The organism is Phormidesmis sp. 146-20 (genome assembly GCF_052939475.1).
The window spans coordinates 12,877-27,195 of record NZ_JBJPHT010000038.1 but is presented as its reverse complement, the minus strand read 5'-3'; the positions used below and the strand labels follow the sequence as shown (position 1 = coordinate 27,195).

Sequence of the window (14,319 nt, the reverse complement as noted above, 5' to 3'; positions counted from 1 at the left end):
CATGGAGCTTCAAGTAGTGCGATCGGACAAACTCAAGCATTCAGCCGGGGCAGATTTACAGGACGAAGATCTCTCTAACGCGGATCTCAATGGCGTTAATCTCGCAGGCGCAAAACTCACAGGTGCAGACCTCACAGGCTCCAAACTCTCAGGCGCATCTCTAGATGGTGCGAATCTAATCGGCTGTCAGCTAGTAGGCACTGACCTGCGGGCCAATCTGATGGGGGCAAACCTCATGCAAGCCGACCTAACCGAAGCTGATCTGCGAGGCAGCAACTTGCGTGGGGCAAACTTGATGCGGGCCCGGTTGACTCGGGCCACGCTGACGGGTGCTTTCTTAAGTGGCGCAAACTTGATGGGCGTGAGCTTTCAGGGGGTTGACCTGCGGGGTGCTGATCTGCGAGGTGCAAATCTGAGTGGCGCAAATCTTCACGGCGCAAACTTGAGTCAGGCAGATTTGCAAGGAGCACTCTTGACCGAAGCGAACCTGGAGGAAGTTGACTTACAGGGTGCCAATCTAGCAGGCGCAAATTTGGCGGGCGCAAACCTTTTGTGTGCTGAGTTAGAAAATGCAAATTTGGAAGGCGTGAATCTTACAGGAGCCTGTCTAGTAGGAACGAAATTAGATGGGTCGATTCCTGATAGCGCAGTGTCTCATTCCTAGTGAGATCGCCCCTATTGCCAAAGTCCCCACCAGCCCAGCCAATGGATTGCGATCGACACCTGTGACCCACTGGGGCACCTGATTAGAGAATTGGATCACCTGTCCCACATTCAAGATGTAATAGCCCCAGACCAACCCGCCATGTAGCCCGATCGATAGACCCAATCGACCTTGAGTGGCGCGTTTTGCCCACACTAAAGCAGCTCCCAGCAAAATCAGGGCAGGAACTTGAGCAATTCCTCTAGGCGCGTGGAGGAGTCCGAAGACGACAGCACCAATCCAAAGTGCTGTTTGGGGGTAGTCTCGCTCTAACTCGTCCAACAGCCAGCCACGAAACAAAAGCTCTTCAGCAAAACCAACCCCCAGACCCGTGAGGGAGCCTTCCAAAATCATTTGAGCTAGAACGGGAGACGATCGCCACTCTACCCAGCCCAAAATCCCTAAAAATCCAAACATTGCCAGTAGACAAATCGACCCTAACCCCAAACCTGTTAGAGTGTTGAGTGCATTTTTGCGGGTGCTGCTCAGTCCATAACGTTTGAGAAGAGGCTGTTGATAGACATAGTGCCCCCAAAGTCGAACTAGAAGAATAAATTCCAGGTACAAAAGAACTAGCGTAATGATCGAAGCCGCATTTGTATCAGACACTCCCCATTGAATTAAGCCAGCCAAAGGCAGCCATGCACAAAGTAAAATAGACAAAAATATCCCGATCCGAAGTGGGGCGGGATAAGTAGGTATACGATCGAGACGGCGCTTCAAAGTGTTTAGAATTATTCGTCAGGCTCGATCGTACTGCTCAAATTGTTGGCTTTAAGCGTTTCGCTGTAAAACTCAGCATGCTCTTGAGCACAGGTAATCACCAACGCCAATCCGCTATTATGCGCTTCCATCATGATACTCACAGCCTGTGGTTGTGTCAGACTGGGAACTGTTTTCATGAGAACCTGCACTACATGCTCCATTGGATTGTGATCATCGTTGTGGAGCAATACACGATAGCGAGGCGCGAGTTTACGGGACGTTGAACGCTTTTCAATAGTTTCAACAGACACAGTTCTCTTCTCTCCGTAAGCTATCAACTACATTAATCGGGCTGATTCTTTAACCATAATGATCTTTTTCATCACCGACAACCCCACGATAGACTCCTTCGTCAGAGACAAACCGTGGTTTTGACTTGAGCAAGCTCTTATAATCAGCCCCGTCTCCTACCTTAACGCTTCTTCATAACAATTCACCACACAAGTCAGAAATCCCTGCCCAATAGCGGCATTATCTTGATAAACCACCGCACTTCAACGGTAGCACTTAACTCCAATAGAACTTTAGAATCGTTAAACCACCGTTACGCTCCAAATAGACCTTATGGATTTTGCCTCACAATACGCTCATTCAAAGGATGGGAGAGGTCACTTTCAGCCATCTCAGATTGTTTGCTTAGAGCATGAGACGACTCGCTTGTATGCAGAAGTTGTGCAGATTGTGGAGGTTCGGCAACTCTGCTGGGCACGCCCTCTTGTGTTGATTATGGGGTCAGATTCAGAGAGAATGCTTCAGGCGATCGACCCCAAAAACCTACAGGATTTGCGTCAAGGTGCAGATCTGCTGCTGCCTGCGATTTTGTTTCGGCAAGCGTTGGATGTGGAGGTGATCCCACTGTTGTCACAGCTTTATCGCTCAGAAGGAGACTGGGAGGGACATGAAGCGATTTCTCCAAGTTCCCCGCAAGCGATCGCCGCTCGTCAGTCACTTAACCAATTGATTCGTCAAATTTGGCAGGCACACCCGGATGTTTTTTGCGATCAGTAAAACTGTGACCAACGTTAGCTCAGACGCTAGGGACTAAACGAATTCGACCCTCATCCATTTCGGACATCAGAAGTTCTAAGGCTTCATAGTCTACGTCAGAAATATGCCCCAACCGGGTTAGCTCATAGTTGATTTCGTTCTCCATGTCAGGCGTTAAGCACTTGATGTAAAGCGCTTTCTCAACTAGCCGACGGATGATTTCACTACTTTTCATGGCTACTCGCAATGATTTCGTACTTCTAAATTATCGGTGGAAGGAGCTATCAGATAGGTGATCCACATAAGGTCTTTCAGGTGATTTGAGTCACTGGTCAAATCGGATGACCGCTCAACGAGGTCAAATCACGCATCAGAGCGCCTCTATAATTTTTGGCAGAGGTTGAAGACTATCGCTCTACTCGCTCTACTTATATCAATTATCAATCTTCTGAGCTGACCACAATCAATCGTCTTCAAACCTGCGATCGTCGGTGGCATGAATTGCTTTTGGGTTGATAGCTTTCATCTATTTTTTCATTCTGCACAGGATGATTAGCTAGAAACCTGCTTGAACATGTGATTTACGATACGTAATCTTCCTGACGCTTACCGGAAATTTTAAACAAGGACGCTTGTCGTATAAAGATTGTGCGAAACGATCGCTCCTTTCCATTCGTTACGAGGGATGTGCGGTTATGGTCAGAGTCATCAGTGAAACAAGTTCTTTGATTTGATAGTAAAAGGTTAGATTATGCAGAGCGTGCTCGTCCGTCCTCAAACCGCCACCATTTGCCCACAGGGATACCTGAACGCCGCCAACGCGTCCGACTTCCAAAATCAACTCATCAACGCAGTCACCTCTGAGCAAACTGCTGCTCTGCTCGTCGATATGAGTCATGTCGAATCGTTAGATAGTGCTGGCTTGATGGCGTTGGTGGCAACTCTACGCCTCGCCCAAAAACTTGGTAAACGATTTACGCTTTGCTCGGTGTCTGCTCCAATTCGCATCGTGTTTGAGTTGACCCAACTGGATCGAGTCTTTGAAATTTTTGAGAATGTCGCCGCTTTTGAGTTGAGAAACGCTTGATTGCTCACGCCCCCAATTACTCAGATTGAACCGAGGCGATCGCTAAGTTCTGTTGCCAACTCGCTGCCTGATTGGTATTTAGAACCTGTGGTACTTTAATAGCTGCGGCTGCGAACTTCAGTATACTAATAGGCTGAAGATCAAACCCTCAAGTAAGGTGATCCAGCCGTGGTCGTTGCAGTCGAAGCTCTACTCACGCCCGAAATCCTGCGCCCAGCTCGCTACCTCGGTAATGAGTTGGGCGCAGTGCATAAGCCTTGGGAAAGCGCGATCGTTCGGTGGTCGCTCACTTATCCCGAAGTTTATGAAGTAGGGGCTTCCAATCTGGGTCATATTATTCTTTACAGCATTCTGAATGCTCAACCTCGGCAGTTGTGTGATCGTGCTTACTTGCCTGCCCCTGACCTTGCCGCCAAACTGAGAGCAACACAGACACCCTTATTTGCGGTTGAGTCTCGACGATCGCTCACCGATTTTGATATTCTCGGTTTTAGCCTCAGCTACGAGTTAGGCGCAACGAATATTCTGGAAATGCTGGATCTGGCAGGTATTCCGCTGGCTTGGCGCGATCGGGCAGAGGGTGAGTATCCCTTAATCTTTGCAGGCGGCCAGACGGCTACCTCAAATCCAGAACCCTATGCAGACTTTTTTGACTTCATCGCCTTGGGAGATGGTGAAGAACTTTTGCCTGAAATTGGTCTGGTTTTAGAAGAAGGAAAGATAGCTGGACTGAGTAGAGAAAGCCTTCTCTTGGACTTAGCACAGGTTCCCGGAGTTTATGTGCCTCGGTTTTATGACATGGCGGAGGATGGGTCAGTATATCCCAATCGTCCTGATGTCCCAACTCGAATTTTGCGACGAGTCGCTGATCCAATTCCCGCATACTCAACTGGTCTGGTGCCCTATATCGAGACGGTTCACGATCGACTGGTGATTGAGATTCGTCGAGGCTGCACGCGGGGCTGTCGATTTTGCCAACCAGGAATGCTGACCCGTCCAGCGCGAGATGTCGAACCTGAAAGCATCGTTGAGTCGATCGAGCAGGGAATGAGAGCGACGGGCTACAACGAATTTTCTCTACTGTCGCTAAGTTGCTCCGATTATCTGGCTCTGCCCGCAGTGGGAATGGAAATCAAAAATCGGCTCAAAAACGAGAATATTTCACTATCATTACCCAGTCAGCGAGTTGATCGCTTTGATGAAAACATTGCTCACATCCTCGGCGGCACTCGTCAAGGCAGCCTGACCTTTGCTCCAGAAGCGGGCACGCAGAGAATGCGCGACATCATCAACAAGGGCTTGACCAATGAAGAATTACTTAGAGGCGTAAAAACAGCATTTGATCAAGGCTGGGACAAGATCAAGCTCTACTTTATGATTGGACTGCCAGGTGAGACCGACGTGGATGTGTTGGGGATTGCAGAGACCATTCACTGGCTGAGGCGAGAATGTAGTCAGAGAGGCAGAAAGCGGCTGGACTTTAACATCACCATCTCAAATTTTACGCCCAAACCTCACACGCCGTTTCAGTGGCACTCTGTCTCGACCGCTGAATTCAAACGCAAGCAGAGTCTTTTAAGAGAGGCCTTCCGTTCTCTGCGCGGCTTAAAGGTTAACTTCACCGATGTCCGCATTTCTGCAATGGAAGACTTTGTAGGACGAGGCGATCGTCGTCTTTCTAGCGTCGTCCGTCGAGCCTGGGAACTGGGAGCCGGGATGGATGCCTGGTGGGAAAGCCTGGACAAAGCCTTTAACGCATGGACACAAGCGATCGACGAATCTCATCTCACCTGGAAGTACCGCCAAGTCGAAAACGGCGAATGGAACCTCTTTGAGAACTCTGAATCAGCCCTCGAAGCGGAAGTCATCTCTCCTCGCGCAGCGGATTACCCCCAAAGGGGGACAGATCATCGAAGTTCTCCCTCATCCCTCGATTCCCCGCTCCCCTGGGATTTCATCGATACGGGCATTCATAAACAGTGGCTCAAAGAGGATTTGCAACGGGCGTTAGAAGCGGCAACTGTACCAGACTGCTCCTTTGAGGGCTGTTCTCACTGTGGCGTGTGCGGTGTGGATTTTGGGCATAACATCGTTGTTGCGCCATTACCCATTCCTGAGTTTGTGGGGCAGTTTGAACCCGATCAGCGTCGATCGCAGCGTCTTCGAGTCTGGCTAGGAAAAACTGGCGAGATGGCATTGGTTAGCCATTTAGACTTAATGCGGCTATTTGATCGAGCGATTCGTCGAGCCTCGATTCCGATTACTTTTACAGGCGGCTTTCACCCCAACCCGCGGATTATTCCCGCCAACGCGCTGCCCCTGGGAACGACTAGTTCGGGCGAGATTGTGGATTTTGAATTGACGGAAGCGATCGAGCCAGCCCTCTTTCAGGCAAAATTAGCGGCTCAATTGCCAGCAGACATGCCCATCTATCGCGTCGAAGCAGTCAGCATGAAAGCCCCCGCCTCCGCCCAGATTCTCGAAAAGGCAGAATATCTGATTACAGTGGATGTCGCTGATCAAGCTGGGGGCGATCGTCCCCAAATCTCGACAGACCAGTGGCAAACCTGGATTCAAGCCATTCAAGCAGCCGAAGAAATTTGGCTTGAGCAGACGACAAAATCTGGAAAAGTACACCTGATCAACCTGCGAGATCGGCTCTTTGAGTTGGAACTGGTAGAGAACGACCCCTCGCGGGTAACTCGAAGCGATCGCCAAACAACACTGCGCTATGTCGGTAGTTGTCGCAATGATGGCACTATGCTTCGTCCGGATCACCTGGTCTATATGCTCGAACAGACTGCCCAGCAAGAACTCTGCCTTTTACAGATTCACCGTAATCAACTGCTTCTAGCTGAAACTGAGAATATTTGATTTGGTCAGAGATAAGTAATTTGACGGAGAAGTCGAGGTACGATTCTCGCTAAATCTCAGCTAAATCTCGGTGATTTCTCGAAATTTTCGCTGAGGCGCAGATCCTCACGCTATAATGCTTTCCATTAGAGGCAGTTGTGGACTAGAGTTCCCCGTGGTTGCCGTCGGGTGAATTGCATTAGATGCCAGACGCAGCTTACTCTTGCTAGACTTTCCGCTCATCGTTCATGAGATGCAGTGACTTATCCTTCGAGGATATGCAACATTGCCTTATCGATCGCAGCTTGTGTATTGACTTGTCCGTCGCTGAGGCCGCCCACTTGAGGGTAGTTGGGCATTGATGACCTCAAGGGCTGGAATCCCCGGTTCTACATGATTTTAAGGGTTTAGCTCACAGACATTATTTAAGGAAAAAGCGAGAGGCGCAAGAACTTCGATGCCCTCCTCGCCCCCAATTTTGAGGAAATTGAATGACAAAGCAGATTGTTATCGCAGAACAGCATCGAATTGCTGCCGTTTTTTCAGAAGATCAGATTCAAGAAATCATCGTTGCCACAGGCAGTCATCAAGTCAGTGATATCTATCTGGGCATTGTGGAGAATGTCCTGCCCGGTATTGATGCCGCTTTTGTAAATATTGGCGATTCTGAACGAAATGGATTCATTCACGTTACGGATCTAGGGCCACTCCGATTAAAGCGATCGGCTGGTTCGATTACAGAACTCCTTGCGCCACAGCAGAAAGTTCTTGTGCAGGTGATGAAGGAGCCAACCGGAAACAAAGGCCCCCGCCTGACTGGAAACATTTCTTTGCCGGGAAGATACCTGGTGCTGATGCCCTACGGTCGAGGCGTTAATCTTTCGCGTCGAATTCGCAGCGAGAACGAACGCAACCGCCTCAGAGCCTTAGCCATTCTCGTCAAGCCTGCTGGCATGGGGATTGTGATTCGCACCGAGGCCGAAGGAATGCCCGAAGAGGCAATCATCGAAGATCTGGAAACCTTGCAAAAGCAATGGGAATCGATTCAGCAAGAAGCTACCTCCACGCGCGCTCCGGCCCTGCTCAATCGAGATGATGACTTTATTCAAAGAGTTTTGCGGGATGTCTACAGCGCAGACGTAAACCGGATTGTCGTTGACTCTCATACAGGACTCAAGCGCGTCAAACAACAGTTGTTTAGCTGGGGCGGCGGAAAAGTTCCTCAAGGGGTGCTGGTCGATCATCACCGCGATCGTATTCCAATTCTCGACTTTTTCCGCGTCAACGCAGCCATTAGAGAAGCTCTGAAGCCTAGAGTGGATTTACCTTCTGGCGGCTACATTATCATCGAAAGAACAGAAGCATTGACCGTGATCGATGTGAACTCTGGCTCGTTTACGCGATCAGCAACAGCTCGTGAAACCGTTTTGTGGACAAACTGTGAAGCAGCGACTGAAATCGCTCGTCAGCTCAGATTACGAAATATTGCAGGTGTGATCATTGTTGACTTTATCGATATGGATTCTCACCGCGACAAACTGCAAGTGCTAGAACACTTCAACAAGGCGCTGCGTGTCGATAAAGCCAAACCTCAAATTTCTCAACTGTCTGAGCTAGGACTGGTCGAGCTAACTCGCAAACGTCAGGGTAAAAACATCTACGAACTGTTTGGCAAAACCTGTCCAACTTGCGGCGGTCTGGGACATCTAGCCCATCTTCCTGGAGAGTCTGACGAAGAAGGGGAGAGCCTGGAGCGCTCTGCGGTGTCGCTCAGAGATAGTCGAGAAAGTCGGCGATCGGAGCCACGTCGAGAAATTCCCTCAGTGGCAGAAGCATTTTGGGACGGAGATGACGCAGAGCCTGAGAATGGCGATCAGGATCTAGACTTGATCAACCATCCGAGCTACAGAGAGCAGGGACGAGCAACCAATCGTCGTCGCCGTCGCCGGGTGGGTGAAGAGCCAATCAGAGAAGGCGCACCCCCCAGAGAAGGGTTGCCTAGAGAAGCTAGAGAAGGGCTGCCTAGAGAAGGAGTATCCAGAGAAGTCATTCGAGCGAAGACGGTTCCCTGGGAAGAACCCGTCCGCCACGTTCCAACGCCCACTCCCCTGCCTGCACTGGTCAACAGAAACGAGCCTGTAGTGGAGCCACCGGAGCAGTTGTTAATGCCGGAGGAGACCTCTGCACCTAGAGAAGGGCGTGTGCTAGACGATCGTCGAACTCGTACAGGTAGACGAGGGGCAGTTAAATCTGCTGCCGAGCCGCCAGAGTCAGTTTATGTAGAAATGACTCCTGAAGAGCAAGAAGTTTATGCCTGGATGGGCATTTCGCCCCTGGTGCTTTCGACCCGTGAGCTAAAAAATCCCAAATCAGCGACCGTAATCGTCACCCTTCCTGGGCAAGCACCTCCTGAACCTGTAGTTACGGAATCGATACCCGTTGAGGCAGCTTCTGATCAGGAGGAGAGGTTAGGTGAAGAACCTCCGGTTGGTGAGGAAGCCACCATTCCTGAACCTCGGTTTCAACCTGTCCTGAGAACTGCTGCCCCCCCAACGCCAGAAGTTTCACTGCCAGAAGTTGAAGAGCAAAGTCAGCCTGAGCCAGAGGAGGAAGTTTCTGTAACTCGGCGACGGCGACGACGATCGTCAGCTACCAACGGGGATTCGGCAACGGGCGAATAAAGTCAGACTTTAGACTCTAGACTGGATGATCTGGAATTGGTCGAGGGTCTAAAGTTAATTTCTATGGCAAAAGCTCCTGGATTAGAGGTAGAGCTTACCTTTTGGGCAAAGGGCCAGTTGCGAATTGCGGGCGTAGACGAGGCAGGCTTGGGTAGCTTGTGTGGGCCGATCGTGGCGGCCGCTGTTCTACTTCCGGCTTACTGCCCCCTGATCGACGGGGTACGCGACTCAAAACTGCTGTCTGCGACTCAACGCGATCGACTCTTTGTCCAAATCTTGCAGCAGGCGACCGCGGTTGGTGTAGGCATTGCAACAGTTGCCGAGATTGAGCAGATTAATGTTCTGAGAGCCTCTTATTTAGCGATGCAGCGAGCGCTCAAGCGAATTCAGCCCTATGACCACGCTTTGATTGATGGACGAGCAATCAAGCAGGCTGACCTGGGAGCACATACGGCGATTATTGACGGCGATGCTACCTCTTATGCGATCGCATGTGCATCCATTGTGGCCAAGGTGAGGCGCGATCGATTTATGCAGCGTCTGGCAAAACGTCATCCTGGCTATGGCTGGGAACGTAATGCGGGCTACGGAACAAAGGCTCATCTAGCAGCAATTAAAGAACTTGGCGTGACCCGATGCCATCGCCGTACGTATGCACCAATTCAAAAAGCTTTGAAGCAGTTAGATCTGTTCGCAAACTAGCTGACCGGAAACGGAACTCCGTCTGGATTGCTTCCTGATTCTGCCTGAACTGATGCCCAGTTTCGATAATCTGACAGAAGCTGACTTAGCAATCGCTGCTTAATGGTAGTCAAAACGCTGATCAACAGTCCGTTTCCAGCAGTTTCTAGCATTGGTTTCGGCATGAATGAGAAGGGCGGCGGCAGTTCGACTAAAACTTCCAAATCTGCCTTCCCCTTCAAATAGGTTTTGCTGTTTTCTTGCGTAGGGTAGAGTCGTCCCACCAGGTTGAGGGTGAAGCGTTGATTAATGTATTCAGTTCCTCGAATTTCACAAGCGATCGACTGCACGTTTACCGTTCCTTCTGAATCCGTCCAGACGCGCAAATCAACGATCGGCTGAATGCTCAACGTCATAAAACTTAACGGCCGCATCGACAACCGGAAGCAATCTTCATTTACTTGTTCAATGCGGCTAGAAGCGGCGAGAGCCTGGACGACTCGATGGGGCTGACGAAGATAGTGAGAAATCGGTGTCGGCTGTTGTGGGACAAGGATTTCAACAGATTGAGAGTTGGCGAACCGTGTATCCATGTAGGGGGGAAGAAGGGTTACGATCGCGAATTTTACTTAACCAATTGTAACTAGCTTCTCATAGATTGCGTATCCCCACCGACGGATCAGCAGAATTCGGTTTTTTATAAAGATAATGTTTTGCAAACTCCCGTAGGAATTCTGAATCGTATGGGCTTAATTAGATCAAGATTTCAGTAATACTCAGTAGAAGTGAACCGCGATGGCAATCTCGATCGCTCATTTAGGCCCGGCTGGCACTTATGCAGAAACCGCCGCCCTCGCTTCTGTGCAGTGGTTAACACAGAATGGACAAGATGCTGTTCTTTGCCCTTATCCCAGCATTGCTCAAACGCTGATAGCTGCCGCCGACCAGAAAGTTCAATATGCTGTCGTGCCTGTAGAGAATTCGATTGAAGGCAGTGTCACTATGACGCTTGACAATCTTTGGCAGTTAGATAAGCTGCAAATTCAAAGGGCCTTTGTCCTGCCAATTTCCCATGCTCTGATGTCTCATGCAGACCGTCTCGAAGAGATTCGTGCCGTCTACTCCCATCCACAAGCTTTGGCACAATGTCAGAAATGGCTTGATAAGTTTTTGCCTACAGCTCAATTAATTGCTGCAAATTCTACCACCGAGGCGCTCCAGCATTTGAGGGAGGATCGCACGATCGCGGCCATCTCCTCTCAACGGGCGGCTCAACTTTACAACTTGCCAATTCTTGCAAGTCCCATCAACGATTACCCAGATAATTGCACTCGTTTTTTAGTGCTGAGTCTCGATTCGTCTCCTGGAGGCACCCACACGTCGATCGCCTTTGGGATGAGCGCCAATCAGCCCGGAGTATTAGTCAAGCCTTTACAAGTGTTTGCCCAACGCAACATCAACCTGACTCGCATTGAATCCCGTCCCACCCGACGCGCACGCGGAACGTATCACTTCTTCCTCGACCTGCAAGCCGATGCACGGGAATCCCCAATTCAATCTGCACTAGAGGAACTGACCCATTACACCGAAACGCTCAAAATCTTTGGCAGCTATGACATTGTGGCGATCGAATAAGCCAACGGCACTGCTTAAAGTTCAGTAATTTGTTATCGAAGTGGATGATGAGGCATCCAAATCTTGAAGAAATCAATTGTTCAGAAGTCACCGCTTCAAACCATTAAAAGTGATTAGGCAATCACCACCGACAAAAAAGAAACAATTTAGAACCAGTGTGAATTCATTTTCTTCAAAAACTCAGCAGTGATAGGATATCCAGACTCTGAGCCAAGGACTGAATCAATGCCGCAATTGGGACATAGAGCAGTTTGACCGACTCCCTCCCATTCGTCTGTCCATGCTTCAATAGCTGATGACAAGAATATTGAGCAACAGTAGAAGCAGCCGCACTTTGAGCTTGATAAAATCTCACTATGGTGGTGAATTGAATGACGGTGAGCGCGTACAAAATCTGGAGTAGTCACTGCCCAAGCTTACTCAGAAACATCGCCAAGCGTATCTTTGAGAACTGTCCGTGCTGCCAAATGGTTACGGGTTGAGGTCAAGATTTCTGACTCACGCTCCAATCGGGCGGCTGTATCCTGCATTTCTAGAAGCGACTGCTGCTCGTCGGACACCCCATAGAGATTACTAGCAATCCAGTAAGACAACTCAGTGGGTAGGTCAGGAATGCTCTCAGGAAGCTCAATTTCTTGACTCGTCAGTTTGGCAGACAATCGCACCACATCTTGAAGGAGCTGACTGACATTGTTAGCCAATGGTCGCAAATCCTGATCCGTCGGCTGGTCTTCAATCCACTCAACTAGACCAACTCGGTAAGGCTTTTCGCGGGTGTATTCCAGCACTCTAAAGCGCTGTTGTCCCAACGTCCAAACCTTCATCCGATCGTCCGGCAAGCGATGAAATTGGATAATCTCAGCACAGCACCCCACCGCAGCAGGTTTACCCTGAACCTGATCCCACATCAAAACACCAAATCGACGATCGCTCTCCAGAATCGTATTCATCATGATCCGGTAGCGAAACTCAAAAATATGCAAGGGCAACGGTCTACCCGGAAACAAAACGACTTCAGGTAGAGGAAAAAGCGGAAGTTCTCGAACCGCGATCGATGACGAAGATGCCATTACTTACCAAATAAAAAGACTGCTCCTTTATTTACTCTAGCCCATTCAGACTGAGGAATTGAAGCAGACTCAGGGTTTCTGTCAAAATTCACAAACACAAAACACAGGGCGACAGACATTTTGCCCCCTGCATTTCATCAGCTTCTACTTTTTAGAGGTCAAAGCTTCACTTCGATATCCACTCCAGCCGGGAGATCAAGCTTCATCAAAGCGTCGATCGTCTTCGAGGAAGGCTGGTAGATGTCGATAATGCGGTGGTGAGTACGAGTTTCAAAATGCTCACGAGCATCTTTATCAACGTGAGGAGAACGCAATACGCAGAAAATACGGCGACGAGTCGGGAGAGGGATCGGGCCGATCGCTGTAGCGTTAGTGCGATTTGCTGTGTCCACAATCTTCTCGCAAGAGGTATCGAGAAGCCGACGGTCGAAAGCTTTCAAACGAATCCGAATTTTTTGCTGCTGAATCGTTGCCATTGGATTGTCTAGGTTCTGAATAAACGATATTGGACGGGTCTGAACAAGTGCCCAGTGTAAACAGTCTAAAGCTATCAGCAGCCAAACTCAATTGCTGACCACTGATAGCTGATTAACCTTTGTAGAAGCTATTTGAGGATCTTGGCAACTACGCCTGCGCCCACAGTCCGACCACCTTCACGAATTGCAAAGCGCATTCCTTGTTCAATCGCGATCGGGTTGATCAGTTCAACGGTCATTTTGATCCGATCACCTGGCATGACCATTTCAGCTTCACCACCCTCATCGGTCGTAAAGTTACTAATAGTTCCAGTTACGTCAGTGGTTCGCACATAGAATTGAGGACGATATCCAGGAAAGAAAGGAGTGTGACGACCGCCTTCTTCTTTCTTCAGAATGTAAACCTCAGATTCAAAGGTGGTGTGAGGTGTAATGGAACCAGGCTTTGCAAGCACCATTCCACGTTCAATGTCTTCCTTCTTCAAACCCCGGAGTAAAATTCCCGCGTTGTCTCCTGCCATGCCCTGATCGAGACTCTTCTTAAACATCTCAATCCCAGTAACGGTAGTTTTCTGGGTGTTTCTGATGCCAACGAGTTCTACATCATCTTGAACCTTGACTGTACCTCGCTCAATTCTTCCTGTTGCGACAGTTCCCCGACCCGTAATCGAGAAAACGTCCTCAACCGCCATCAAAAAGGGCTTATCGACTTCGCGCTCAGGAGTTGGGATGTATTCGTCAACTGTATCCATCAAGGTGTAGATAGCGTCAACCCACTCATTAGTGCCACGACCCGCTTTGGGATTGGCAGTCATCGTTTCTAGAGCTTGCAAGGCAGAGCCAGCAGTGATAGGAATTTCGTCACCAGGAAAGTCATAGGAGCTAAGAAGCTCACGAACTTCCAGTTCCACAAGTTCTAGCAGCTCTTCGTCATCCACCATGTCTTTCTTGTTCAGAAAAACTACTAGACGAGGAACGCCAACCTGTCTCGCTAACAGAATGTGCTCACGAGTTTGGGGCATTGGGCCATCTGCCGCCGATACAACTAAGATTGCACCATCCATCTGAGCCGCGCCTGTGATCATATTTTTCACATAATCAGCGTGACCTGGACAGTCTACGTGAGCATAGTGACGCTCGGCTGTCTCATACTCGACGTGAGCAGTGTTAATCGTAATTCCTCTCGCCTTTTCTTCAGGTGCCGCGTCGATATCAGCATACTTCTTACCTGTCGCCTGACCCAATGCAGCCAGTGTCATTGTAATTGCGGCAGTCAAGGTAGTTTTACCGTGGTCAACGTGACCAATCGTACCGATATTAACGTGGGGCTTTGTCCGTTCAAACTTTGCGCGTGCCATGTATTATTGTTCCTCTTGACTGA

General features: G+C 49.4%; 15 protein-coding genes. 7 read left to right on the top strand and 8 right to left on the bottom strand.

The features are described 5' to 3' along the window. The first annotated feature begins 1 nt into the window (after position 1). A complete protein-coding gene (locus ACKFKH_RS23645) occupies positions 2 to 664 on the top strand; it encodes a pentapeptide repeat-containing protein (protein WP_446860819.1) in 663 nt (220 codons plus the stop codon). On the opposite strand, the gene ACKFKH_RS23640 is transcribed toward ACKFKH_RS23645, so the two are convergent. Then, a complete protein-coding gene (locus tag ACKFKH_RS23640) occupies positions 623 to 1,366 on the bottom strand; it encodes a CPBP family intramembrane glutamic endopeptidase (protein WP_446860818.1) in 744 nt (247 codons plus the stop codon). The genes ACKFKH_RS23645 and ACKFKH_RS23640 overlap by 42 nt on opposite strands. 71 nt (positions 1,367 to 1,437) lie before the next feature. Beyond that, the gene (gene clpS / locus ACKFKH_RS23635; RefSeq protein ID WP_446860817.1) at positions 1,438 to 1,719 is read right to left on the bottom strand and encodes an ATP-dependent Clp protease adapter ClpS; all 282 of its coding nucleotides are present in this window, start codon (positions 1,717 to 1,719) and stop codon (positions 1,438 to 1,440) included. Positions 1,720 to 2,032: 313 nt separating this feature from the next. Here clpS and ACKFKH_RS23630 point away from each other — a divergent pair, with 313 nt between their 5' ends. After that, a complete protein-coding gene (locus tag ACKFKH_RS23630) occupies positions 2,033 to 2,476 on the top strand; it encodes a hypothetical protein (RefSeq protein ID WP_446860816.1) in 444 nt (147 codons plus the stop codon). Positions 2,477 to 2,495: 19 nt separating this feature from the next. Here the strand turns inward: ACKFKH_RS23630 and ACKFKH_RS23625 are convergent, their stop codons facing one another. Further along, entirely contained in the window at positions 2,496 to 2,690 is a 195-nt protein-coding gene (locus tag ACKFKH_RS23625) for a hypothetical protein (RefSeq protein WP_446860815.1), read from the bottom strand. A gap of 516 nt (positions 2,691 to 3,206) precedes the next feature. On the opposite strand from ACKFKH_RS23625, the gene ACKFKH_RS23620 reads away from it, so the two are divergent. The 4 genes from ACKFKH_RS23620 (at position 3,207) to ACKFKH_RS23605 (ending at position 9,778) form a co-directional block, all read left to right on the top strand. Continuing rightward, the gene (locus tag ACKFKH_RS23620) at positions 3,207 to 3,542 is read left to right on the top strand and encodes an STAS domain-containing protein (protein ID WP_446860814.1); all 336 of its coding nucleotides are present in this window, start codon (positions 3,207 to 3,209) and stop codon (positions 3,540 to 3,542) included. Between the two features lie 168 nt (positions 3,543 to 3,710). Then, on the top strand, positions 3,711 to 6,416 hold the full coding sequence (locus ACKFKH_RS23615; protein ID WP_446860813.1) for a TIGR03960 family B12-binding radical SAM protein: 2,706 nt from the start codon (positions 3,711 to 3,713) through the stop codon (positions 6,414 to 6,416). Positions 6,417 to 6,886: 470 nt separating this feature from the next. Then, positions 6,887 to 9,076 (top strand): Rne/Rng family ribonuclease, encoded by a 2,190-nt coding sequence (locus tag ACKFKH_RS23610; protein WP_446860812.1) that lies wholly within the window; start codon positions 6,887 to 6,889, stop codon positions 9,074 to 9,076. A 63-nt stretch (positions 9,077 to 9,139) separates the two neighbouring features. Further along, a complete protein-coding gene (locus tag ACKFKH_RS23605) occupies positions 9,140 to 9,778 on the top strand; it encodes a ribonuclease HII (RefSeq protein ID WP_446860811.1) in 639 nt (212 codons plus the stop codon). Here ACKFKH_RS23605 and ACKFKH_RS23600 read toward each other — a convergent pair. Next, a complete protein-coding gene (locus ACKFKH_RS23600; protein WP_446860810.1) occupies positions 9,775 to 10,350 on the bottom strand; it encodes a DUF1997 domain-containing protein in 576 nt (191 codons plus the stop codon). The two genes, ACKFKH_RS23605 and ACKFKH_RS23600, sit on opposite strands and share 4 nt — an antisense overlap. A gap of 202 nt (positions 10,351 to 10,552) precedes the next feature. On the opposite strand from ACKFKH_RS23600, the gene pheA reads away from it, so the two are divergent. Beyond that, positions 10,553 to 11,392 carry a prephenate dehydratase gene (pheA, locus tag ACKFKH_RS23595; RefSeq protein WP_446860809.1) on the top strand — a complete coding sequence of 280 codons (840 nt, stop codon included), beginning with the start codon at positions 10,553 to 10,555 and terminating at the stop codon, positions 11,390 to 11,392. A gap of 172 nt (positions 11,393 to 11,564) precedes the next feature. Here pheA and ACKFKH_RS23590 read toward each other — a convergent pair whose 3' ends face one another. The 4 genes from ACKFKH_RS23590 to tuf form a co-directional block, all read right to left on the bottom strand. Next, positions 11,565 to 11,747 (bottom strand): hypothetical protein, encoded by a 183-nt coding sequence (locus ACKFKH_RS23590; RefSeq protein ID WP_446860808.1) that lies wholly within the window; start codon positions 11,745 to 11,747, stop codon positions 11,565 to 11,567. A gap of 61 nt (positions 11,748 to 11,808) precedes the next feature. Beyond that, positions 11,809 to 12,462, bottom strand: a complete 654-nt coding sequence (locus tag ACKFKH_RS23585) for an LON peptidase substrate-binding domain-containing protein (protein WP_446860807.1) — start codon at positions 12,460 to 12,462, stop codon at positions 11,809 to 11,811. A gap of 158 nt (positions 12,463 to 12,620) precedes the next feature. After that, entirely contained in the window at positions 12,621 to 12,938 is a 318-nt protein-coding gene (rpsJ, locus tag ACKFKH_RS23580) for a 30S ribosomal protein S10 (RefSeq protein WP_446860806.1), read from the bottom strand. A 128-nt stretch (positions 12,939 to 13,066) separates the two neighbouring features. After that, positions 13,067 to 14,296 (bottom strand): elongation factor Tu, encoded by a 1,230-nt coding sequence (gene tuf / locus ACKFKH_RS23575; protein WP_446860805.1) that lies wholly within the window; start codon positions 14,294 to 14,296, stop codon positions 13,067 to 13,069. Positions 14,297 to 14,319 lie beyond the last annotated feature (23 nt).